The sequence below is a fragment of the Streptomyces mashuensis genome, from assembly GCF_014654785.1.
In the GTDB taxonomy this organism is placed as follows: Bacteria; Actinomycetota; Actinomycetes; order Streptomycetales; family Streptomycetaceae; genus Streptomyces; species Streptomyces mashuensis.
On record NZ_BNBD01000005.1, the window covers coordinates 270,382 to 292,218 of the forward strand.

The 21,837-nt window shown below is 73.2% G+C and carries 20 protein-coding genes and 1 pseudogene; 15 read left to right on the forward strand and 6 right to left on the reverse strand.

Translation table 11 applies throughout. From position 1 onward, the window contains the following. The first annotated feature begins 435 nt into the window (after positions 1–435). Both IE305_RS15490 and IE305_RS15495 read left to right on the forward strand, forming a co-directional pair. Positions 436–1,028 (forward strand): annotated as a pseudogene (locus IE305_RS15490) (sigma-70 family RNA polymerase sigma factor). Beyond that, a complete protein-coding gene (locus IE305_RS15495; RefSeq protein WP_190130143.1) occupies positions 1,025–2,158 on the forward strand; it encodes a maleylpyruvate isomerase N-terminal domain-containing protein in 1,134 nt (377 codons plus the stop codon). The pseudogene IE305_RS15490 and the gene IE305_RS15495 overlap by 4 nt, the downstream one beginning before the upstream one ends. 17 nt (positions 2,159–2,175) lie before the next feature. Here IE305_RS15495 and IE305_RS33790 read toward each other — a convergent pair whose 3' ends face one another. Further along, complete coding sequence (locus IE305_RS33790) at positions 2,176–2,355, reverse strand: DUF6255 family natural product biosynthesis protein (protein WP_373311639.1); 180 nt, start codon at positions 2,353–2,355, stop codon at positions 2,176–2,178. Continuing rightward, a complete protein-coding gene (locus tag IE305_RS15500) occupies positions 2,355–2,519 on the reverse strand; it encodes a hypothetical protein (protein WP_190130144.1) in 165 nt (54 codons plus the stop codon). Before IE305_RS15500 ends, IE305_RS33790 begins: the two co-directional genes overlap by 1 nt. A 172-nt stretch (positions 2,520–2,691) precedes the next feature. Here IE305_RS15500 and IE305_RS15505 point away from each other — a divergent pair, with 172 nt between their 5' ends. The 4 genes from IE305_RS15505 (at position 2,692) to IE305_RS15520 (ending at position 7,550) form a co-directional block, all read left to right on the forward strand. Continuing rightward, on the forward strand, positions 2,692–3,234 hold the full coding sequence (locus IE305_RS15505; RefSeq protein WP_190130145.1) for a GntR family transcriptional regulator: 543 nt from the start codon (positions 2,692–2,694) through the stop codon (positions 3,232–3,234). Continuing rightward, complete coding sequence (locus IE305_RS15510; protein WP_190130146.1) at positions 3,231–4,028, forward strand: GntR family transcriptional regulator; 798 nt, start codon at positions 3,231–3,233, stop codon at positions 4,026–4,028. Before IE305_RS15505 ends, IE305_RS15510 begins: the two co-directional genes overlap by 4 nt. A 69-nt stretch (positions 4,029–4,097) precedes the next feature. Continuing rightward, on the forward strand, positions 4,098–5,717 hold the full coding sequence (locus IE305_RS15515) for a succinic semialdehyde dehydrogenase (RefSeq protein ID WP_190130147.1): 1,620 nt from the start codon (positions 4,098–4,100) through the stop codon (positions 5,715–5,717). Positions 5,718–5,729: 12 nt separating this feature from the next. Continuing rightward, complete coding sequence (locus tag IE305_RS15520) at positions 5,730–7,550, forward strand: GMC oxidoreductase (protein ID WP_373311640.1); 1,821 nt, start codon at positions 5,730–5,732, stop codon at positions 7,548–7,550. Positions 7,551–8,182: 632 nt separating this feature from the next. On the opposite strand, the gene IE305_RS15525 is transcribed toward IE305_RS15520, so the two are convergent. Continuing rightward, positions 8,183–8,503 carry a chorismate mutase gene (locus tag IE305_RS15525; protein ID WP_190130149.1) on the reverse strand — a complete coding sequence of 107 codons (321 nt, stop codon included), beginning with the start codon at positions 8,501–8,503 and terminating at the stop codon, positions 8,183–8,185. Positions 8,504–8,820: 317 nt separating this feature from the next. On the opposite strand from IE305_RS15525, the gene guaA reads away from it, so the two are divergent. The 4 genes from guaA to IE305_RS15545 all read left to right on the forward strand — a co-directional run bounded on the left by guaA (position 8,821) and on the right by IE305_RS15545 (position 13,243). After that, positions 8,821–10,425, forward strand: a complete 1,605-nt coding sequence (gene guaA / locus IE305_RS15530; protein WP_190130150.1) for a glutamine-hydrolyzing GMP synthase — start codon at positions 8,821–8,823, stop codon at positions 10,423–10,425. A gap of 130 nt (positions 10,426–10,555) precedes the next feature. Next, a complete protein-coding gene (locus tag IE305_RS15535) occupies positions 10,556–11,140 on the forward strand; it encodes a Uma2 family endonuclease (RefSeq protein WP_190130151.1) in 585 nt (194 codons plus the stop codon). Positions 11,141–11,238: 98 nt separating this feature from the next. Next, on the forward strand, positions 11,239–12,018 hold the full coding sequence (locus IE305_RS15540) for a class II aldolase/adducin family protein (RefSeq protein WP_190130152.1): 780 nt from the start codon (positions 11,239–11,241) through the stop codon (positions 12,016–12,018). A gap of 199 nt (positions 12,019–12,217) precedes the next feature. Then, positions 12,218–13,243: a L,D-transpeptidase gene (locus IE305_RS15545; protein WP_190130153.1), complete on the forward strand. Its 1,026-nt coding sequence runs from the start codon at positions 12,218–12,220 to the stop codon at positions 13,241–13,243. On the opposite strand, the gene IE305_RS15550 is transcribed toward IE305_RS15545, so the two are convergent. Next, positions 13,236–13,475, reverse strand: coding sequence for a hypothetical protein (locus tag IE305_RS15550; protein ID WP_190130154.1), 240 nt, complete (start codon positions 13,473–13,475; stop codon positions 13,236–13,238). The two genes, IE305_RS15545 and IE305_RS15550, sit on opposite strands and share 8 nt — an antisense overlap. Beyond that, entirely contained in the window at positions 13,462–14,817 is a 1,356-nt protein-coding gene (locus tag IE305_RS15555; RefSeq protein ID WP_190130155.1) for a PspC domain-containing protein, read from the reverse strand. Before IE305_RS15555 ends, IE305_RS15550 begins: the two co-directional genes overlap by 14 nt. Positions 14,818–14,963: 146 nt before the next feature. Between IE305_RS15555 and IE305_RS15560 the strand changes: the two genes are divergently transcribed. From IE305_RS15560 to IE305_RS15575, 4 genes are all read left to right on the forward strand, one after another. After that, positions 14,964–16,658, forward strand: a complete 1,695-nt coding sequence (locus tag IE305_RS15560) for a serine/threonine-protein kinase (RefSeq protein WP_190130156.1) — start codon at positions 14,964–14,966, stop codon at positions 16,656–16,658. A 134-nt stretch (positions 16,659–16,792) separates the two neighbouring features. Further along, positions 16,793–18,058 carry an ATP-binding protein gene (locus IE305_RS15565; protein WP_190130157.1) on the forward strand — a complete coding sequence of 422 codons (1,266 nt, stop codon included), beginning with the start codon at positions 16,793–16,795 and terminating at the stop codon, positions 18,056–18,058. Positions 18,059–18,069: 11 nt separating this feature from the next. Continuing rightward, positions 18,070–18,759 (forward strand): LuxR C-terminal-related transcriptional regulator, encoded by a 690-nt coding sequence (locus IE305_RS15570; RefSeq protein WP_190130337.1) that lies wholly within the window; start codon positions 18,070–18,072, stop codon positions 18,757–18,759. Between the two features lie 102 nt (positions 18,760–18,861). Beyond that, on the forward strand, positions 18,862–19,983 hold the full coding sequence (locus IE305_RS15575) for an alpha/beta hydrolase (RefSeq protein ID WP_190130158.1): 1,122 nt from the start codon (positions 18,862–18,864) through the stop codon (positions 19,981–19,983). A 28-nt stretch (positions 19,984–20,011) separates the two neighbouring features. On the opposite strand, the gene IE305_RS15580 is transcribed toward IE305_RS15575, so the two are convergent. Next, positions 20,012–21,115 carry a C40 family peptidase gene (locus tag IE305_RS15580; RefSeq protein ID WP_190130159.1) on the reverse strand — a complete coding sequence of 368 codons (1,104 nt, stop codon included), beginning with the start codon at positions 21,113–21,115 and terminating at the stop codon, positions 20,012–20,014. Positions 21,116–21,427: 312 nt separating this feature from the next. On the opposite strand from IE305_RS15580, the gene IE305_RS15585 reads away from it, so the two are divergent. After that, complete coding sequence (locus tag IE305_RS15585) at positions 21,428–21,781, forward strand: hypothetical protein (RefSeq protein WP_190130160.1); 354 nt, start codon at positions 21,428–21,430, stop codon at positions 21,779–21,781. Positions 21,782–21,837: the final 56 nt, after the last annotated feature.

Sequence of the window (21,837 nt, forward strand, 5' to 3'; positions counted from 1 at the left end):
TCAGATGGAATGGACCCTTCCGCGGTGTGGCTGCCTGGCGCTTCCCCCGTGCAGGAGAGGGCGAAACCCCCGTGGACCCCCGCGGACCCCCATGGAACCCCCATGCGGCTCCTCCGGGGACCGGGCGCATGATCACCTGGCATAAGCCGACCGCTGATGAGCCTATGCCCAGCGGGAGGCCCTAATCCCCCTAGATCCGGTCACACCCGCATAACACATCGGCACATTCGAACGAGCTCGGTCGTTACACGGTCAACATCGGTCAACGCCCGGAGGGGTTGACAACCGCGTATCACACTCTCCGGGCTTGATCGGGGTCTTCCCCGGTTTCATCCGGGGTTTCCGCTCAAACGCTCGTGCGGTGTCCTACCCGGCGGTTACATTCGGTGGAGGGCGTACAGCCGTGCGTAGGGGCAGGGCGTGGGGAGGGGCCGCATGACGAACGACGCACCGCAGCACTGGGACCGCAGAATGCGCCAGCGCCTCGCGCACGGCGAGGCCGCGGCGCTCGGCGAGCTGTACGACCGCTTCGCCTGCCTGGTGCACGGCCTGGCCCACCGCGTCCTGGCCGACGAGGCCGGCGCCGACCAGGTCACCCGCGAGGTGTTCGCGCACGTGTGGGAGCACCCCGAGGAGTACGACCCGCGGCACGGCTCCCTGCGCTCGTGGGTCGCCGGGCTCGCCCGCCGGTACGCCGTCAGCCGGCTGCGCCGCTCCGCCGACGACGGCGAGCGGCCCGCCGCCGACGTCGAGCGCAAGGTCCGCGCGGCCAGCGCCGCGGCCCGCGCCGACTACATCGTCACGTCCATGCCCGCGCCGACTACATCGTCACGTCCATGCCCGCGCCCCTGCGCGCCGCCCTCGACCTCGCGTACTTCCGCCGCCTCGACTACCACCAGACCGCCGCCCGGCTCGGCGTCACGGAGGACGAGGCACGGCGCCGGCTGCGCCTCGGCTTACAACTGCTCTCCACCGCGCACGACGGACCGCGCGCCGTCTCCCCGCCCGACCCGGGGGCGCTCCGATGACCCCCGTACCCTCCGGGGCCACGCTCTCCCCGGGCACCTCGCACGCCGTGCTGAAGTCGCTGCTCGGCGCGTGGGCGCTGGCCGCCTGCTCCCCGGAGGAGACAGTGGCTGTCGAGGCACACCTCACCGACTGCGCCGGCTGCGCGGAGGAAGCGGTACGGCTGCGGGACGCCGTCGCCCTGCTGCACCCCGAGGACGGCCTCGACCTCGACCCGGCGCTGCGCACCCGCGTGCTCGCCGGAGCCCTGGGCCGCCGCCCCGCCCGCATACCGGTCCCCGGCTGGGCCGCGCCGTACGAGGCCGAGGCCGCCCGGCTCGACGCGCTGCTGCACGACATCGGCGAGGCGGACTGGCGGGCCCCGGTGCGGCTGTCGTGGTTCGACGGCAGCCGCGACCGCGGCGTCGGCCGGGACGCCACGGTCGCCTGCGTCATCAGCCACCTCGCCGCCGTCGACGGCCTGGTCGCCGGCCCGCTGGGCCTCCCTGACCCGCTCGGCACCGGCTCGCCCACCGAGCGCACCGAGGCCGCCTGGGCCTGCGCACCGTCCGGAGCGCCGCCCGCCGAAGTGCGCTCCGCCTGGCGCGACCAGGGCCGCTCCCTGGTCCGTACCGTCTCCTTCGCCGACGAGGACGTGGCCGGCCGCGACGTCGACTACGGCCCCTACAGCCTCGCCCTGAGCGACGCCTTCCTCGACCGCGCCTTCGAGTGCTGGGTGCACGCCGAGGACATCGCGGACGCCGTCGACTATCCCTACGAGCCGCCCTCCTCCGCCCACCTGCACCGCATGATCGACCTGTCGGCGCGCCTCCTGCCCACAGCGATAGCCGGCCGCCGCCGCGCCGGCCTGGCCCCGCCGCCCCGCACCCTCACCACGGCCGGCTCCCCGGGCCGCGCCCTCCACCTGGAGATCGAGGGCCGCGGCGCCGGCCACTGGTACATCCCCCTCGACACCCCGGCCGCGGCCCCCACCCCGGACGACGCGGTGGCCCACATCGCCCTGGACGGCGTCGAGTTCTCCCGCCTCGCCGCGGGTCACGTCCACCCGGAGGACGCAGCAGCAGGCGCCATCGGCGACCAGGAGGCGGTCCGCGACGTGCTGTACGCGACGGCGTCCCTGTCACGGTTGTGAGGGGGGCACCGGCTGGATCAGAAGGGCGTCCTTTGGGGCAGACGGGGCGGCCGCAGGGCGCCGTAGTCGGTGAACCGCAGCACGCCGCAGCGCCGGCAGTGCGACCGTCCGGCGGCGTGGGTCCATCCCGCCTGATGCTCACAATGACGCATCAGGCGACCCACGGTGTGCGCTGTGGCTGATCGGGCGCGCGCCATCAGGCCGTCCTGAACAGCAGGTGGGCGTCACGGAAGTGGCTGCGGATCGCAACGGTGGCGTCGACGACGGCATCGTGGTCGTGGCATTCGGCCACGGCCTGTCGCCGTGCCGCCTCCAGCCGCACGCAATCCATACAGCCCACCGGCGACTTGGCGTCGCCCACGTACGCTCCCGCAGCCCTGCGCTCGTCGAACGTGGCGGGTCGGAGCGCCGAGTGCGGCACCTCCCATTCCAGGCCCCCACCCGGCCGCCGGACCTGGGTTTGGCTCTGCTGTAGCCGTCAGCGACGTCGCATACCGTTGGTGCCGAAGTGGGCGCCGGCCGGAGGAGGAAGCGTGAGCAACGGACAATGGGTCAGCAGCTCGATGCCGTACCTGACACCTCGCCGGCCGGGTTCGACCGACGCGTGGACTGCCGAGACCACCGTCGCGAACCGCCGGGGCAGCCAGCGCATCCTCCACGCCGGTGAGGCGCCTGCCCCTCCCGTCGTTGCCGAGCTGCTGGGGCTGAGCGAAGGAGCGCCTGTTGTCGTGCGCCGCCGGATGATGCTGCTGGACGGCGTGCCCAATGAGCTGACCGACACGTACTACCCAGTGGCCATTGCGCGTGGCACCCGTCTCGCGGAGACGGCCAGGATCCGCGGCGGCGCGGTCACCCTGCTCGCCGAACTCGGGCACGTCGGTACGACGGTCCGGGAGGACGTGACCGCCCGCATGCCGAGCGCTGAAGAGCGGTCGGTGCTCGAGACCGCCGCCGACGAGCCGGTTCTGCAGCTGACGCGGCTCACGCTGGACAGCCGGGGGCGCCCGGTCCAGGTGGACCTCATGACCATGCCCGCACACCGCCAGCGCCTGCACTACGAGATCGCGATCGGATGACCGTGCACAGAACCGAAGCAGACGCCGCCGACCGTCGCTCGCTGCACGAGCGGATCGCCGCCGACCTGCGCGACGAAATCATGACCGGCGACCTGCCGCCGGGCGCCAACCTGCCGTCGACGGCACAGCTCAAGGAGCGGTTCGACGCCTCGAGCGCCACTGTTCAGAAGGCTCTCCAGCTCCTCAAGGACGAGCGTCTCGTGGTCGGTCGCCCCGGTGCAGCCGTCACCGTGCGCGAGCATCGGCAGCGCACCATGCGGCCCGCCGCCTACATGGCTCCCGCCCCGGACGGCGAGCCGTACCGTTGGCTCACCGAGGCGGCGAAGGACGGTGCCCGGGCGCGCAGCGAACTGCTGGACGTCACCGAGGCCGTCCCTCCCGCGGACGTCGCCGCGGCCCTGGCGCTGGCGCCCGGCGCCACCGCTTTGCTGCGGGCCCAAGTGCTCACCCTGGACGGCGAGCCGGTTGAGCTGGTCAAGTCCTACTACCCCTTGGAGATCGTTCGCGGCACGGCTGCCACGGAGCGACGGAAGATCAAGGGCGGTACACCCCGGCTGCTGGCCGATCTCGGGTTCCCGCCGCGAAAGAGCGTGGACAGGGTGTCGGCACGCATCCCCACGCAGGAGCAGTACAACGCTCTCCGGCTGCCCACCAACCTCCCGGTGCTGCGCACTCTGCGCGTCGTGTACGGCGACGGTGACCGACCGATCGAGGTGACCGTCATGGCCAAGGCGGGCCATCTCTACGAAATGCAGTACGAGTTCGAGCCGGACACGGCGACCGGCGAAGCCTGAGCCGCGGCCGATCGCGCTGCCTTACCGACGGGTACCCAAACCGTCCCCGCTCGTCATACGCTCACCCGCATGACCGAGCTGCCGCAGGACAGTGGAACAGTCACCGATGGCAACCCCGTTGCCCCCAGAGGGACGCGGGGAGCCGCCGATGTGGTCACCGAGGGGCTGGTGGCGCGGCTGGGGCGGGGGGTGGTGAGGTCCGGGGGCGGGACGGTGTGCAGTCGGGCGCCCTTCACCGGGGACGTGCTGGCCACCCTGCCCGAGTCCACGCCCGCGGACGTCGAGGCCGCGTTCGTCCGCGCGCGTGAGGCGCAGCGGGAGTGGGCCGCCGTGCCCGTACGGCGGCGGGCCGCCGTACTGCTGCGCTTCCACGACCTCCTGCTCGACCGGCAGCGCGAGATACTCGACCTGATACAGCTGGAGACCGGCAAGGCGCGGCTGCACGCCCACGAAGAGGTGCAGGCCGTCGCCGTCGCCGCCCGGCACTACGGGCGGACCGCGTCCGCCCGGCTGCGGCCCAGGGCGCACCTCGGCGTGCTGCCCGTCCTCACCAAGGTCACCGAGCTGCGGCAGCCGCGCGGTGTCGTCGGCCAGATAGCGCCCTGGAACTACCCCCTGGAGCTGTCCGTCGGCGACGCCCTGCCCGCCTTCGCCGCCGGCAACGCCGTCGTCATGAAGCCCGACACGCAGACCGCGCTCACCGCCCTGTGGGCCCGTGACCTCCTCGTCGAGGCGGGGCTGCCGGCCGACGCGTGGCAGGTCGTGATCGGGGACGGCCCGGTGATCGGCCCCGCCCTCGTGGCGCACGCCGACTACGTGGCGTTCACCGGCTCCACGCACGTGGGCCGCGAGGTGGCGCAGGGCGCCGCCGCCCGCCTCATCGGCTGCACCCTCGAACTCGGCGGCAAGAACGCCATGCTGGTGCTGCCCGACGCCGACCTCGACAAGGCCGCCGCGGGCGCCGTGCGCGGCTGCTTCTCCTCCGCCGGCCAGCTGTGCATCTCCATCGAGCGGCTGTACGTGCACGCGTCCGTCGCAGACGAGTTCCTGCGCCTCTTCACCGCCCGCACGAAGGCGCTGCGCCTGGGCACCGCGCTCGCCTACGGCGCCGACATGGGCTCCCTCGTCTCGCAGCGGCAGCTCGACACCGTCACCCGGCACGTCGACGAGGCCGTGGCCAAGGGCGCCACCGTGCTGGCGGGCGGCCGGCCGCGGCCGGACATCGGGCCGCTCTTCTACGAGCCGACGATCCTGGAGGGCGTCGAGCAGCCCATGGCCGTCTGCACCGAGGAAACGTTTGGCCCCGTGGTGTCGGTCTACCGCTACGACACCGAGGAGGAGGCCGTGCGCCGCGCCAACGCCACCCCCTTCGGCCTCAACGCCAGCGTCTGGACGGCGAACGGCCGCCGCGGCCGCGCCGTCGCCGCCCGGCTGCGCGCCGGCACCGTCAACGTCAACGAGGCGTACGCCGCCGGCTACGGCAGTGCCCGTGCGCCCATGGGCGGCATGGGCGACTCGGGCCTGGGCCGGCGGCACGGCGCCGAGGGGCTGCTGAAGTACACGGAGGCGCAGACCATCGCCCGCCAGCGGCTGATGCCGCTGGCGCCGGCGTTCGGGATGGACGACGAGCAGTACGCACGGCTCATGACGACCGGGCTGCGGGCGCTCAAGGCCCTGCGGCTGAGCTGAGGTACCCGACCTGTGGGTGGAGGCAGCGTGGCAGCGTACGACTACGACGTCCTCGTCGTCGGTTCCGGTTTCGGCGGCTCCGTGGCCGCCCTGCGCCTGACGGAGAAGGGCTACCGCGTGGGCGTGCTGGAGGCCGGCCGCCGGTTCGCCCGCGCGTCCCTGCCCCGCACCTCCTGGGCGCTGCGCGACTACCTGTGGGCGCCCGCCCTCGGCCTGTACGGGATCCAGCGCATCCACCTGCTGGGCAAGGTCATGGTGCTGGCGGGCGCGGGCGTCGGCGGCGGTTCGCTCAACTACGCCAACACCCTTTACGTGCCGCCCAAGGCGTTCTTCGAGGACCCGCAGTGGGCCGGTGTCACCGACTGGGAGGAGGAGCTGCGGCCGTACTACGACCAGGCGCGCCGCATGCTCGGGGTGCGGATCAACCCGACGACCACGCCGTCCGACGTGCACCTGAAGGCGGCGGCGGAGCGGATGGGGGCCGGTGACACCTTCCGCCCGACGCCGGTCGGGGTCTTCTTCGGCGACGGGCGGGACGGTGACGGCACGGTGCGGGCGCGGCCCGGCGAGGAGGCGCCCGACCCGTACTTCGGCGGTGCCGGGCCGGCGCGCCGGGCCTGCACCGAGTGCGGCGAGTGCATGACCGGCTGCCGGCACGGCGCGAAGAACACCCTCAACGAGAACTACCTGTACCTGGCAGAGCGCGCCGGTGCCGTCGTCCACCCCATGACCACGGTCGTGGCCGTCACCGAGCACTCCGGCGGCGGCTACCGCGTCGTCACCGTCCCCACCGGGCGCCGCCGGCGCGCGGCGGGGGAGCGGCGGGTGTTCCGCGCGCGGCGCGTGGTGCTGGCCGCCGGCACGTACGGTACGCAGACGCTGCTGCACCGCATGCGGGACACGGGCCTGCTGCCCCGCGTGTCGGACCGGCTGGGCGCGCTGACCCGTACGAACTCCGAGGCTCTGGTGGGCGCGCAGACCACCGACCGGCGCTATCGTGCCGCGCACGGCCGCCGGCCCGACTTCACGCGGGGTGTGGCGATCACGTCGTCGTTCCACCCCGACGCGAACACCCACGTCGAGCCGGTGCGCTACGGCAAGGGGTCGAACGCCATGGGGCTGCTGTCGGTCGTGCAGGTGCCGGTGGTGGGCGCGCGGGCGTCGCGTGCGCTGGCGTTCGCGGCGCGCTGTGCGCGCCACCCGGTGCAGACCGCGCGCTCGCTGTCGAACCACCACTGGTCGGAGCGCACGATCATCGGGCTGGTCATGCAGTCGCTCGACAACTCGCTGACGACCTACCGGCGCCCGCGCGGCCCCGGCAAGGGCCTGCTCACCGCCCGGCAGGGACACGGGGCGCCCAACCCCGACCAGATCCCGGCGGCGGCCGAGGCGGCGGCGCTGATCGCGGAGGAGATCAACGGGTTCCCCGGCAGCAACGTGGGGGAGCTGATCGGCACGCCGCTCACGGCGCACTTCATCGGCGGCTGCGCCATCGGCGCGGACGCGTCGCGGGGCGTCGTGGACCCGTACCTGCGGCTGTACGGACACCCGGGGATCTCGGTCGTCGACGGCTCTGCGGTCTCGGCGAACCTCGGCGTCAACCCCGCGCTGACGATCACGGCGCAGGCGGAACGGGCCATGGCGCTGTGGCCCAACGAGGGCGAGCCGGACCCGCGTCCGGCGCCGGGGGCCGCGTACGTCCGCACGGCACCGGTCGCGCCGCGGCGGCCGGCGGTGCCGGAGGGCGCCTTCGGGGCGCTGCGGGTGCTGCCGCTGCTGCCCGTGCCGGTGGTGCCGGTGGTGCCGCCCGAGGCCGGGGGGACGACGGCGTAGCCGGCGCGCGTACGGCGAAGGGCCCCGGGCCGGCTCCGCGGGGGCTTGCGGGCGGCCTCGGGGCCCTTGACTGCCGGCACCGAGGGGTCAGGGCTTGTCGGTGCCGCGGAGCGGCGCCGGGGGAAGCGCCGCGGGCTCGAAGGGTGGAGCGGTGGCGGCCGGTGGCGGTGGTCCGACCAATGGCGGTGCTGTGCCGGGGAGTTGCGGCTCCCCTGTGCGTTCCCTGTGCATCGTGCGGGATGAGCCGCACCGGGCGCAACCGTTTCGACCGGATACGGTCGGTTCCAGGCGTCCCTGGAACCGACCGCCCCTTGGGTGGCGGCCGGGCTGCTGTCCCCTGCTGACCGGTCGCCGCGCCGCCGCAGTGAGGTCCCACGACGCGCGTGCTCGCACGTCACACACTCCGGCGGATCCGCCCTGTCGTTGCCGGGCGCCCAGATGGAACAGGGACGGAAGCCACGCGTGGATTTCATCGGGGCCGCTCCTGGCTGGCGCGGTCACCGGTTCAACGAAGGCGGCCGCGGCGCGGTCACGCGACCGTACGGGTGAGTGCCCGGGCCTTGGGTGACGCACGGCGCTGACGGCGGCCCGTCGCCTGCCTCACACGCGGCGTTCCTCACACCCGGTGTTCCTCATACGCGGCCGCGGCTCAGCTCCAGCAGCGTCATGGCGAGGACGGTGCCGGGGCGGCCGAGCTGACGGCTGTAGTGCTCGATGATCTCCATCTCGCGGGAGAGGTGCACGCGCCGGCCGCCGGACGCGAGGCGCTCGCGCTGGATCACCTCGGAGACGGCCATGCGTTCCTGCACGAGACCGATGATCCGGGCGTCGAGCGCGTCGATCCGTTCCCGGGCGCCCGTGATCACGTCGGCGGCCTCGGCGGTGCGGGCGCCGGTGTCCTGCGCGGCGGAGACGGCGGGGGCGGCGGTGCTGGGGGCGGTGGTGTTGCTCATGTGGGTTTCTCCAAAAAGGGGCGCGGCCCCCGGAGCGGCAAGATCCGGAAAACGCCAGGCGCCCCGGGCCTTGTCGGCCCGGGGCGCCTGGGAAGTCGCTGGCTTACTCGCTCACGCAGCAGCACGACCATGGCGCCGGACGGGCCCGGTGCCATAGGTAAAGACGAAGGTCGGCTGCTTCTGCATGGCCCCAGTATGCCCGACCGGGCGGAGGGGGTGGCCCCGGTTTCGGATGGTGAGACGAAAGGAGCCATGTGCGTCCCGGTAGAATCGACAAATACAGACCCCCTCTCGTCCACCGCCGGAAGGCCGCTCCCGTGCCAGCAGCACCCCCCGCCGCCCACGACAACACCGCGGAACCGGTCCTCGTTGTCGACTTCGGCGCGCAGTACGCCCAGCTCATCGCCCGTCGCGTCCGCGAGGCGCGGGTCTACAGCGAGGTCGTGCCCAGCACGATGCCCGTGGCGGAGATGCTGGCCAAGAACCCCAAGGCGATCATCCTCTCCGGCGGTCCGTCGTCGGTGTACGAGGAGGGCGCCCCGCGACTGGACGACGCCCTCGGTCTCTTCGAGGCCGGCGTCCCCGTCTTCGGCATGTGCTACGGCTTCCAGCTGATGGCCACGACCCTGGGCGGCACGGTCGACAACACCGGCGCGCGCGAGTACGGCCGTACGCCGCTCACCGTCAGCAGGCCCGGCTCCACCCTGTTCGAGGGCACGCCCGTCGAGCAGCCGGTGTGGATGTCGCACGGCGACGCCTGCTCGGCCGCGCCCGAGGGCTTCGTCGTCACCGCCTCCACCGACCTGGTGCCGGTCGCCGCCTTCGAGAACGACGCGAAGAAGCTCTACGGCGTGCAGTACCACCCCGAGGTGATGCACTCCACGCACGGCCAGCAGGTCCTGGAGCACTTCCTCTACCGCGGCGCGGGCATCGAGCCCACGTGGACCACGGGCAACGTGATCGAGGAGCAGATCGCCGCGATCCGCGAGCAGGTGGGCACCAAGCGCGCCATCTGCGGCCTGTCCGGCGGCGTGGACTCCGCCGTGGCCGCCGCGCTCGTGCAGAAGGCCATCGGCTCGCAGCTGACCTGCGTCTACGTCGACCACGGCCTGATGCGCAAGGGCGAGACCGAGCAGGTCGAGAAGGACTTCGTCGCCGCCACCGGCGTCCAGCTGAAGGTCGTCGACGCGCAGCAGCGCTTCCTCGACGCGCTCGCCGGGGTCTCCGACCCCGAGGAGAAGCGGAAGATCATCGGTCGCGAGTTCATCCGGGTCTTCGAGCAGGCCCAGGCCGAGATCGTCGCCGAGGCGGGCGAGCACGGCGAGGAGCCCGTCGAGTTCCTCGTCCAGGGCACCCTCTACCCGGACGTCGTCGAGTCCGGCGGCGGCACCGGCACCGCCAACATCAAGTCCCACCACAACGTGGGCGGCCTCCCCGAGGACCTGGAGTTCAAGCTCATCGAGCCGCTGCGCCAGCTCTTCAAGGACGAGGTGCGCATGGTCGGCAAGGAGCTGGGCCTGCCGGACGAGATCGTCCAGCGCCAGCCCTTCCCCGGCCCCGGCCTCGGCATCCGCATCGTCGGCGAGGTCACCAAGGAGCGCCTGGACCTGCTGCGCGAGGCCGACGCCATCGCCCGCGAGGAGCTGACCGCCGCCGGTCTCGACCGCGAGATCTGGCAGTGCCCGGTCGTGCTGCTCGCCGACGTCCGCTCCGTCGGTGTCCAGGGCGACGGCCGCACCTACGGCCACCCCATCGTGCTGCGCCCGGTGTCCTCCGAGGACGCCATGACGGCCGACTGGACCCGCATGCCGTACGAGGTGCTGGCCCGCATCTCCACCCGCATCACCAACGAGGTGCGGGACGTCAACCGCGTCGTGCTGGACGTCACCAGCAAGCCGCCGGGGACGATCGAGTGGGAGTGATCCCACGGACCCGTTCGTAGGGTCGTCAGGTCAACGCCGATGCCGTCGTTCATGCGTTTGAGCGGCGGCATCGGCGTTTGCCGTGGGTACGCTGGCCCTACGGCCGAGGATCCCGTCCATGGGAGGAACCATGACCGCTGAGCCCGCGCACGCCTGGCCGGTGCCGCCGCAGGACGGGTACACCGTGGACGACCTGCTGACGCTGCCCGACCTCCCGCCGCACACGGAGTTGATCGACGGGAGCCTGGTTTTCGTGAGTCCGCAACGTGATTTCCACAGCGTCGTGATCGACCTGCTGGTGAACGGTCTCCGTCGTACCGCGCCGCCCGAGCTGAGGGTGCGGCGGGAGATGACCGTGGTGATCGACAAGCGGAACTGTCCGGAGCCCGACGTCTCTGTCGTACGTGCCGCTGCCGTGCGGGGCCGGAAGCAGACATCGTTCCAGGCCAGGGACGTAATGCTGGCCGTCGAAGTCGTGTCCCCGGACTCCGAGTCCCGCGACCTCGACACGAAGCCGCACAAGTACGCCGCCGCGGGCATCCCGCACTTCTGGCGGGTCGACATGTCCGGCACCGACGAGATGCCGGTCGTCCACGTCTTCGAGCTCGACGCGGAGGCTCACTGCTACGTTCCCACCGGGACGTACTCCGACCAGCTCAAGCTCACCGTCCCGTTCGGCGTCGACATCGACCTCACCGGGATCGACGAGCTGTAAGCGGCCACGCCGCCGAACATCTCTGGTCTCCTCCCGTACCCGGCGGTAGCTTCCGTTCGTAGTCACGGAACGCCGTTCCGCCGTCGGAGGAGGCCCCCATGCCTGAGCCCGTCCCCACGGAGCAGCTGCAGTTTGCGCTGCCGCCGAAGCACGAGTCCGTCGCGGAGGAGCGGCGGTACCGGAAGGAGCGGCTCGCCGCGGCGCTGCGGCTCTTCGGGCGGTTCGGCTTCGAGGAGGGCGTCGCGGGGCACATCACCGCGCGCGACCCGGAGTTCACCGACTGCTTCTGGGTCAACCCGTTCGGGATGTCGTTCAAGCACATCACCGTGAGCGATCTGCTGCTGGTCAATCACCAGGGGCAGGTCGTCGAGGGCCGCCACCACGTCAACCAGGCGGCCTTCGCGATCCACTCGCAGATCCACCGGGCCCGCCCCGACGTGGTGGCCGCCGCGCACAGCCACTCCACCTACGGCCGGGCGCAGGCCGCCCTGGGGGAGCTGCTGGAGCCGATCACGCAGGACGTGTGCGCCTTCTACGAGGACCACGCCCTCTTCGACGACTACACCGGCGTGGTGGTGGACGAGGAGGAGGGACGGCGCATAGCGGAGGCCCTCGGGCCGCACAAGGCGGTGATCCTGCGCAACCACGGGCTGCTGACCGTGGGGGACTCGGTGGACGCGGCGGCGTGGTGGTTCATCACGATGGAACGTTCCTGCCAGGTGCAGCTGACGGCCAAGGCCGCCGGGAAGCCCGTGCTCATCGACCCGCGCCACGCCGCCCACACCCGGGACCAGCTGGGCAACGACCTCGCGGCGTGGATCAACTACCAGCCGCTGTACCAGCAGATCGTGCGCAGCGAGCCGGACCTCCTGGACTGAGCGGACGCCTTCGGAAGCGTCCCGCACGGCATCCCGCACCCCCGCCCATCGGCGGGGGTGACCGGGGGTGACTCGTCCTCCGGAGGGGCATATCGGCAACTTTGCGCCGCCTAGGATGAGCCGGAGCCGAGGCCTCACCGCCTCGGCTCCGTCATGCCCAGACGTCACCCGTCCCCGATGCCGTTCCGGTAGGAGAACCATGCGCCGCCTCTCCCGTTGCTCCGGGCTGTCCGCCGCCCTGGCCCTGACCGGCCTGGCCGTCACCGGCTGCGGCGGGGGTGCCGAGGCGGGGGAACGGCCCGCGCGCTCCGCCCGGCCCGCCGCCTCCGCGCCGGCCTCCCCCTCCGAGAGCCCCGTCACGGAGAAGCCGGCCCCCGCCGCGGCGACGCTGTCCGCGCCCGCGCGCGTGGTGCGCCCGGAGGTGGCCCCCGCCCACGGCGAGACGGTCGGTGTGGGCCAGCCCATCGCCCTCGTCTTCAAGGGACAGAAGATCGACCCGGAGCTGCGCGCCGGCATCGAGGGCCGGCTGAAGGTCACCACCTCCACCAAGGTGCCGGGCGCCTGGCACTGGAACGAGTCCAAGGGCGACACCCGGCTCCACTTCCGCCCCCGCACCTACTGGCCGGCCGGCACCAAGGTCACCCTCGACGCCCGGCTCGCCGGTGTGAAGCTCGCCGACGGCACCGCCGCCGACCGGGACCGCGTGGTGTCCTTCACCATCGGCGACTCCATGGTCAACACCGTGGACCTGAAGGCCCATACGCTCACCGTGGTCCGCAACGGCAGGACGCTGCGCACCATCCCGGTCAGCGGCGGCGACGAGTCGAAGGGCTTCGGCACCCGCCAGGGCATCAAGACCATCCTCGCCAAGGAGGGCCGGGTCGTCATGGACTCGCTCTCCATCGGCATCCCCCGCAACCACCCCGACGGCTTCTACGGCTCGTACGACTACAGCATGCGCGAGACGGTCAGCGGCGAGTACGTGCACGCGGCCCCCGACAACGCCGAGGCGTTCGGCAAGGACAACGTCAGCCACGGCTGCATCGGCATGTCCACCGAGGACGCCAAGTGGCTCTACGGGCTGAGCCTCAAGGGCGACGTCGTCGAGGTGAAGAACGCCGGCCGGCCCAAGCCCATGGACCACTTCGGCAACGGCTACGGCGACTGGAACCTCGGCTGGGACGAGTGGCTCGCCGGCAGCGCGCTGGGCGTCCGGCTCACCTGACCGCCGCCTGCTCGCTCCCACCCCCCTCCACCCGCCGGGCCCGGCGGCGGCGCGCGGCGAAGGCCAGGGCCGACAGCGCGCCGCCCACACAGAAGGTGGCCAGCATGATCGGCACCGCCAGGAAGAACGGGAACGTCCACCAGCCGTCCGCCCGCCCGAAGTAGGCCAGCCCCCCGGCCAGCAGGACCAGGCCCACCAGGAGCTTGCCGGGGTCGAACTCATGGCGTCGCACGGACCACCTCCACCTGGCCGATCCCGGCCTTCAGACTCAGTTCCAGCGTGCCGCGCGGGGTCTGCCCGGCGGCCGGCGCGAGCGTCACCCGGCGGTGCCGGGCGGGCGCCACGTCGATCTCGTCCCGGGCCTCGCCCGGCAACTGCACGTCCCCTACACCGACCCTGATGTCGACCTGCGCGGACACGTCCTGCGGGACGACCACCGTGAGCCGGCCGGCCCCCACCTCGGCGTGGACCGCGACGGGCGCCGCCCCGGCCTGCCAGGACACCCCCGTCAGGTCCAGCCGGCCCTCGCCGGACCCCAGCCGGTACGGCACGGCGGCCTGCGCAGGGGTGGCCGGGCGCCATGTGGTCCGCGACCACTCGGCCGTCACCGACGCGGGCAGCGCCGCGGCACCCACCAGCAGCACGCCGGTCAGCGCCGCCGCGACGACCGTTCCCCCGCCGGTGCGGCCGTAGCGGGAACTGACCGCCAGGCCGAGCCCGAACACACCCAGCGCGCAGGCCAGGCCTATCTCCAGCGAGGTGCCCACCGGCTGCTGATTCCACGTCAGCCCCGTGCCCAGCCCGCACGCGGCCAGGGCCAGGAAGAACGACGCCCCGCCCAGCTGCGGCCCGTCCTCCCGCACGACCGGGGCGGGACGGGGCACCGGGCGCTTGGCCATGGCGGCCGCCGCGGCCGGCGCGTGCGCCGGATCCGGCACGTACGAGAAGGGAATCCCCTCCGGCCCCCACAGATAGCCGGGGCTGAACATCGCCACCCCCTTCCGGCCCGCCGGCCCGGCGTCCCCCACCGGGTCGCGCCACCACGAGGGCGAACCCGGCGCCGGGGGCGCCTGCGTCTCGGGCGGGGCGTCCAGCGTCTTGTGCGGCCGGAACATCCACGCCAGCCGGTCCGACGGCGGTGGCAGCTCCTCCTCCGTCTCCGCCTCCGGCCGGCGACGGTACTGCGACCAGTACGCGGCGCCGCTGATGGTGAGCAGCAGCAGGAGGGAGAAGGCCATGGCGCCGCTGTTGTTGAGCATGGAGAGGAACAGCCCGCAGCCGACCAGCGCGCACAGCACCGCCGTCAGCGCCGGGCCCTCGACCCGGCCCGACAGCATGCGCCGCGCCTCGTTCTCCTCCTCGTCCTCCAGCGGGACGAGCAGCCACGCCAGGCCGTAGGCGATCAGGCCCAGGCCGCCGGTGGCCGCGAGCACGCCCAGCACGACGCGGAAGACGACGGGGTCCATGTCGAAGCAGCGGCCGAGCCCGCCGCAGACGCCCGCGAGCATCTTGTGCTCACGGCTGCGCCGCAGCGTCGGCCTCGTGGGTGTTTCGGCGGTGGGTGCTCCGGTCATGCGCCCATGGTGTCAAGCGGAACGTGCGTGCGGCATCCGTGACGACCCTGGTCCATCCCTGAGATCGCCCCTGAGATCGTCCCGGTTTAGGGTGGCGCATCGAACAGACGACGGGTAACCGGAGGGCGCGCGTGCACGGTGGTGCGGTGCAGGGAACGGGCCGGCTCATCGCCGGGCGCTACCGCCTCGCCGAGCGGATCGGCCGGGGCGGCATGGGAACCGTGTGGCGCGCCGACGACGAGCTGCTCGGCCGTCAGGTGGCGGTCAAGTGCCTGCACGTCTCGCCGGGCCTGGCGGACGACGAGCTCGCCACCCTCTACGAGCGCACCCGGCGCGAGGCCCGCAGCGCGGCCCGCATCAACCACCCCAACGTCGTGGTCGTCCACGACGTGGTGGAGGACGAGGGCCAGCCGTGCATCGTGATGGAGTACGTCCCCTCCACCACCCTCGCCGACGTGCTGCGGCGCGGCCCGGTCACGCCCGCCGAGGCCGCCCGCATCGGACGCGGCATGATCGCGGCCCTGCGCGCGGCGCACGCCGCCGGCGTGCTGCACCGGGACGTCAAGCCCGGCAACGTCCTCCTCGGCCACGACGGCCGCGTCGTCCTCACCGACTTCGGCATCGCCTGGTCCACGGGCACCTCGACCCTCACCAAGACCGGCGAGATGGTCGGCTCGATCGACTACATCGCGCCCGAGCGCGTCAAAGGCGTCAAGCCCGGCCCGGCCTCCGACCTGTGGGCGCTGGGCGCGACGCTCTACCAAGCGGTGGAGGGGCAGCCCCCGTTCCGCCGGGACACCCCGGTGGAGACGGCCTACGCGATCGCCGTCGACCCCGTCGTCCCGCCGCGCCATGCCGGGCCGCTGACCCGGCTCGTCGAGACGCTGCTGGCCAAGGACCCCTATCTACGGCCGCCCGCCGAGCTCGTCGAGCAGATCCTGCGCGAGCCGGCCGCGGAACCGGACACGGCCCACCTCGACCTGCTCCCGGCGGGGACGGGTTCCGGGGCAGGGACGGACGGCGCGGAGGCGGATGTTGCGGCTGCGCCGCCGGTCACGCCGACGGCGCCGACCGTACCGACCGTACCCACGGCACCCACCGCTCCGACCGTCGAGGCGTACCCGCGCCCGGCTCCGACCACCCCCACCCCCACCACCGCCCCGGCCCCCGCGCGAACTGACGGAACAGCGGATTCCCCCGGCGGCCGGCGGCGTGGCAGGGCCGCGTTGTGGGGGACGGCCGTGGCCGTCGTCGCGGCCGTGCTGGCCGTGGGCGCGTACGCCGGGCTCGGCGACGACGGCCGGGACGACCAGGCCGCGCCCCACCAGGACGCCTCGCCGACCCCGCACGCCTCGTCCGCCCCACCCTCACCACCTGCCCCGCCCAAGGGCTACCACCTCGTCGAGGAGAAACGACTCGGCGTCTCCTTCCCCGTCCCCGACGGCTGGACGCGGAAGGAAAAGAAGGAGACGGAGGACGTCGAGGCCACGTACGTCGACAAGACCGGCCTGGTGGGAATCACGGTCAACGTCCTCGACTTCGCCGGCAGCGACCCCGTCCGGCACTTCCAGGACCTGGAGACCCGCAAGGAACGCGATCTGCCCGGCTACGACCAGAAACGCCTGCAGGGCACCAGGTTCCGCGGCGAGCCGGCCGCGATCTGGGAATTCACCTTCCGCGGCCGGGCCCGGGAGTTCCGCGCCGTCGACCTCGGCTTCGGGCGCGAGGGAGAGAAGGAGTACGCCGTTTACCTCTCCGCGCCCAGCGCCGAGTGGGGCCGGTACAGCCGCGTCTTCGACGTGGTCCGCGACGGCTTCCGCCGGGGCCCCGACGGCCACTGAGCCGCCCGGAGCGGTCCACCGGCGGGTCGCCCGGGGTCCCCAGGGAATGTCCCCGACTCCCGGGGCCATTTCCCCGGGTCGGGTCAGGGACGACCCTGATGTCCCGGCCTCACCCGCCATGTGACGATCAGTGCATGACCACGGCTCCCCACCCTCCCGACAGCCCACCCCTGCGCAAGCTCTACCGCAGCGCCGAGGGCCGGATGCTCGGCGGCGTCGCGCGCGGCCTCGCCGGACACCTGGGCGTACCCGTGTCCTGGGTACGGATGGCGTTCGTCGCGCTGCTCATGGCGCAGGGCCTGGGCGCCCTGCTCTACGCGGTGTTCTGGTTCGTCGTGCCGCTCGGCGTCGGCGGCGTGGGGGCACGGCCGGTCGCGGCGGACGGCACCCCGGACGGACGGCGCGGCCTGGCCCGCAAGCCCGACCGCGGCCAGGTCTTCGCGCTCGTCGCCATCGTCGTGGGCCTCACGGTCTTCCTCGACCGGCTCCAGCTCGGCTGGGCCAACGCCTACATCTGGCCGCTCATCCTCATAGGGGCGGGCGTGGCCCTGGTGTGGCGGCAGGCGGACAACGCCCGCCGGGCCCACTGGATGGAGGTCGGGCGCAGCCGCCGTGTGCTGCCGCTCGCCCGCGGCGCGGCCGGCGTCCTGCTCGTCGGCCTCGGCGTCACCGGCATCGTGGTCCTGAGCGGTTCGGCCTCCCACCTCGGCACGGTGCTCCAGGCCGCGCTGGCGGTGCTGGTCGGCATAGCACTGCTGGCCGGGCCCTCGGTGGTGCGGATGGCCCAGGACCTCTCCGCGGAGCGCACCATGCGCATCCGGGCGCAGGAGCGGGCCGAGGTCGCCGCCCACGTCCACGACTCCGTCCTCCACACCCTCACCCTGATCCAGCGCAACGCCGACGACGCCCGCGAGGTGGCCCGGCTGGCGCGGGCCCAGGAGCGGGAGCTGCGGGCCTGGCTGTACAAGCCGGAGGGGCGCGGGAAGGACGAGGCGGAGCAGCCCAGCACGCTGGCCGACGCGGTGCGGGCCGGGGCCGCGGAGGTGGAGGACCACCACGGCGTCCCCATCGAGGTGGTCGTGGTGGGCGACTGCCCCCTCGACGAGGGCCTCGGCGCCCAGCTGCAGGCCGCGCGTGAAGCCATGGTCAACGCGGCCAAGTACGGTGGCGAGGGCGGCGCCGTCCAGGTGTACGCGGAGGTCGAGGGGCGTACGGTCTTCATCTCCGTGCGCGACCACGGGCCCGGGTTCGACCTGGATGCGGTGCCGGAGGACCGCATGGGCGTCCGGGAGTCGATCATCGGCAGAATGCAGCGCAACGGCGGTACGGCGAGGCTGCGCTCCGCTCCCGACGGGGGAACGGTGGTGGAGCTGGAGATGGAGAGGGCGGAGAACGCGTGATGACGACTGAGCTGACCGGGGAGAGCGAGGCGGCCGGCGGGCGCCGGGTGCGGGTGGTGCTGGTCGACGACCACCGGATGTTCCGGGCGGGGGTGCAGGCCGAGATCGGCCGGACCGACGTCACGGGCGTGGAGGTCGTCGGGGAGGCCGCCGACGTCGACCAGGCGGTCACCGTGATCACGGCGACCCGCCCGGAGGTCGTGCTGCTCGACGTCCACCTGCCCGGGGGCGGTGGCGTGGAGGTGCTGCGCCGGTGCGCCGCGCTGTCGGCGGCGCAGGAGGAGCCGGTCCGGTTCCTGGCGCTGTCCGTCTCGGACGCCGCGGAGGACGTCATCGGGGTCATCCGCGGCGGGGCGCGCGGCTACGTCACCAAGACGATCACCGGCTCCGACCTGGTCGACGCGATCTTCCGGGTGCGGGACGGCGACGCGGTCTTCTCGCCGCGGCTGGCGGGCTTCGTGCTGGACGCGTTCGCGTCGACGGACGCGCCGCCCGTGGACGAGGACCTCGACCGGCTGACGCAGCGCGAGCGCGAGGTGCTGCGGCTGATCGCCCGCGGCTACGCGTACAAGGAGATCGCCAAGCAGCTGTTCATCTCGGTGAAGACGGTGGAGTCGCACGTCTCGGCGGTGCTGCGCAAGCTCCAGCTGTCCAACCGGCACGAGCTGACCCGCTGGGCGACGGCACGCCGCCTGGTCTGACGACGGCAGGGGGAGGGGAGGGGCGGGGGTGGGGCGGGGCGGGGGAGGGGCCCCCGGGGAGCGGCGTGGAACCTTCCCGTCCGACTTCGCCTCTAAGCGGGCGTGAGTCTGACGGGCACCCCCTTCCTCCTCACCACGATCGTCCTGGTCGTGGTGGCGCTGGCGCTGCCGTTGACGCTGTGGACCCGGATAGGCGGCCCCGCCCCCGTCCGGCACGCGGCGCGGTTCTCCATGCTGCTGTTCGCGCAGGCCACGGCGATATCCCTGGTCTTCGTGATCGTCAACAACGCCAACGGCCTCTTCGACACCTGGGGCGATCTGCTCGGCACGGGCAGCCACGTCAAGGCCGCCGCCGACCTCGGCCCCGACGGCACGGGCGGCAAGTCCCCCGACAGCGAGCCCAAGGTCGTGCAGAAGTTCTCCCCGGCCTCCGACAAGCGCATGGGGCCGGGCGTGCAGGAGACCCGGCTGAAGGGCCGCATATCCGGCGTCGAGGGCGAGGTGTACGTGTGGCTGCCGCCGCAGTACGACGACCCCGCCTACAAGGACCGGAAGTTCCCCGTGGTCGAGGTGCTGCCCGGCTTCCCCGGCTCGGCGAAGGCCTGGTTCGGCACCCTCAACGTCAATACGCAGCTCAAGCCGCTGATGGAGAAGGGCGAGGTGGCACCGTTCGTCATCGTCGCCCCGCGCACCACCCTCCTCGGCGACACCGACACCGGCTGCGCCAACGTTCCCGGCAAGGTCAACGCCGACACCTGGCTCAGCGTCGACGTCCGCAAGATGGTGACCGACACCTTCCGCGTCGACGAGCGGCCCGACGGCTGGGCCGTCGCCGGCTACTCGGCCGGGGCCCACTGCGCCGCCAGACTCGCCGTCGCCCACCCCGACCGCTACCGCGCCGGCGTGAGCCTGTCCGGGTACAACGACCCCGCCGGTGAGCCGTCCTCCCTCACGGCGCGGACGCCGGAGCTGCGGGACGCCAACAACCCGCTGAAGATCCTGGAGCGGGCGGCCACGCCGCCCCGCGTCGCCCTGTTCGTCTCGGGCGCCGAGAACGACGGCTACCAGGGCGGCCAGGCCCTCAAGCAGGCGGCGAAGCCGCCCACCACCGTGCAGGTCAGCCTCATCCCCGCGGGCGCCGGCGGGCACGGCACCGCCGTGTGGAAGCAGCAGGTGCCCGACGTCTTCCGCTGGCTGACCCGCCAGATCGGCCACAAGAGCTGAGGCAGGATCCCGGGATCGCGGGCTCGTGCTACGCCGGCCGGGTCGCCCCCGCGAAGGGCATCTCGTCGACCGGGGCGATCCGCACCGGCGCGCCCGGGTGCGGTGCGTGGATCATCTTCCCGTCGCCGATGTACAGGCCGACGTGGCTCACGCCCGGGTAGAAGAACACCAGGTCACCGGGGGCCAGCCGGTCGCGGGCGATGCGCCGGCCCGCGGTGATCTGCGTGTACGTGGTGCGGGGCAGGGACACGCCGGCCGCCTGCCAGGCCGCCTGGGTGAGCCCGGAGCAGTCGAACGACGACGGGCCGGTCGCCCCCCAGACGTAGGGCTTGCCGAGGGCCCCGTACGCGTAGGCCACCGCCCGTGCGGCGCGGCCCGAGGCGGCCTGTACGGCGTCGTGGACGCCCGCGGCGGCCGAGCCGGCCGCGGCCTTCGCGCCGTCTGCGGCGCCGTCCGCGGCGGTGGCCGCGGCGCCCGTCGCCGCGTCCGTGGCGCCGTTCGCCGCCTCGACGGCCGTGCGCTGCCCGGCGGGGAGTTCGCTCAGCAGCCGGCGGGCCCGGTCCAGCTTGCTCTCGATGGTGCGCTTGTGCGCGGCGAGGGCGGCCTCCTCGCGCCGCAGCTCGGCGAGGCGGGTGCCGGCGGTGGCCCGGACCTGCCGGACCTCGCGGAGTTCGTGCTGGACGCGGGCGACGGCGCCCGCTTGTTCGGCACCGGCGCGGTCGGCGAGCGCGGCGCCCTCCAGGAAGCGCTCGGGGGAGTGGGAGAGGAGCAGGCGGACGCCGGTGGGCACGCCGCCGGCGCGGTACTGGGCGGTGGCGAAGGAGCCGAGGGCGTTGCGGGCGGCATTGAGCCGCTCGGTCTTCCGCGCGGCCTCGTCCTGGAGCCGGCCGACCTCGGCGCGGGCCCGGTCGGCCTTCTCCTTGGCGCCGTCGTACTTCTGGGTGGCCACCTCGGCCTGCCGGTAGTAGTCGGCGACCTCCGCCCTGACCTGCGCGGGCGTGGGGGCGGGTGCGGCGTGTGCGGTGCCGTCGAGGACGGTGGCGGTGGCGACGCCGGCCAGGGCGAGGGTTGCCGCCGTGCGGGCGGTGTGGCCGGCGAGAGGGTGGTGCTTGGGCTTGCGGTGCGACGCCACGGCGGCCGTCACTTCCTTCCGGTCCAGCTGGGGGGATGCCGGCGGCGGCCCGCGCGAGGGGGGAGGGGCGGGCCGCCGCCGTCTGGAGGAGGACGCTAAACCTCGTGGTCACACGGAAACGGTCTTGACCGGTATTGCCCCCAATCAGCCGGTCGGCGACCGTTCGTGGTCACTTGAACCCCGTCAGCTGGGGAGATCCGGCGGCAGCTGACCGAAGTCTTGATCCTCTTCGGTCCCGGCCGGTACGGGTGATATGGGCGGTGACGGGACGGGTGAAAGGGCCGCAGTGCCGCCCCGCTAGGGTCGGGCCTCATGGACGTACTGATTCACGCCCTCGTCGGCCTGCACATCATCGGCATCGCCGCCCTCCTCGGCGGCTTCCTCTCCCAGATGAAGGCCATGGGCAAGGGCGAGGCACGCATGAGCCCGGGGATGCTGCACGGCGCCCTGACCATGCTGGTCACCGGGGTGGCGCTGGTCGGCGTCCACCAGTCGCAGGGCGACACGCTCAACAACATCAAGATCGGCATCAAGCTCGCGCTGCTGATCGTCATCCTGGGCCTCGTCTACGTCAAGCGCGACGAGGAGAAGGTGGCCGCGCCGCTCTTCGGCACGGTGGGCGCCCTCACGGCGACCAACGTCTTCATCGCCGTCCTCTGGGTCTGACAGCCCCGCGCGGGCCGCTCCCGGCCCGCCCCCGCTGTGCTCGTCGTCACTGATCC

Excerpts from the sequence above, each read along its gene's own strand:
- IE305_RS15495 (WP_190130143.1), top strand. The coding sequence starts at position 1,025 with ATGACCCCCGTACCCTCCGGGGCCACGCTCTCCCCGGGCACCTCGCAC.
- IE305_RS33790 (WP_373311639.1), bottom strand. The coding sequence starts at position 2,355 with ATGGCGCGCGCCCGATCAGCCACAGCGCACACCGTGGGTCGCCTGATG.
- IE305_RS15510 (WP_190130146.1), top strand. The coding sequence starts at position 3,231 with ATGACCGTGCACAGAACCGAAGCAGACGCCGCCGACCGTCGCTCGCTG.
- IE305_RS15515 (WP_190130147.1), top strand. The coding sequence starts at position 4,098 with ATGACCGAGCTGCCGCAGGACAGTGGAACAGTCACCGATGGCAACCCC.
- IE305_RS15525 (WP_190130149.1), bottom strand. The coding sequence starts at position 8,503 with ATGAGCAACACCACCGCCCCCAGCACCGCCGCCCCCGCCGTCTCCGCC.
- IE305_RS15535 (WP_190130151.1), top strand. The coding sequence starts at position 10,556 with ATGACCGCTGAGCCCGCGCACGCCTGGCCGGTGCCGCCGCAGGACGGG.
- IE305_RS15540 (WP_190130152.1), top strand. The coding sequence starts at position 11,239 with ATGCCTGAGCCCGTCCCCACGGAGCAGCTGCAGTTTGCGCTGCCGCCG.
- IE305_RS15545 (WP_190130153.1), top strand. The coding sequence starts at position 12,218 with ATGCGCCGCCTCTCCCGTTGCTCCGGGCTGTCCGCCGCCCTGGCCCTG.
- IE305_RS15555 (WP_190130155.1), bottom strand. The coding sequence starts at position 14,817 with ATGACCGGAGCACCCACCGCCGAAACACCCACGAGGCCGACGCTGCGG.
- IE305_RS15565 (WP_190130157.1), top strand. The coding sequence starts at position 16,793 with ATGACCACGGCTCCCCACCCTCCCGACAGCCCACCCCTGCGCAAGCTC.
- IE305_RS15585 (WP_190130160.1), top strand. The coding sequence starts at position 21,428 with ATGGACGTACTGATTCACGCCCTCGTCGGCCTGCACATCATCGGCATC.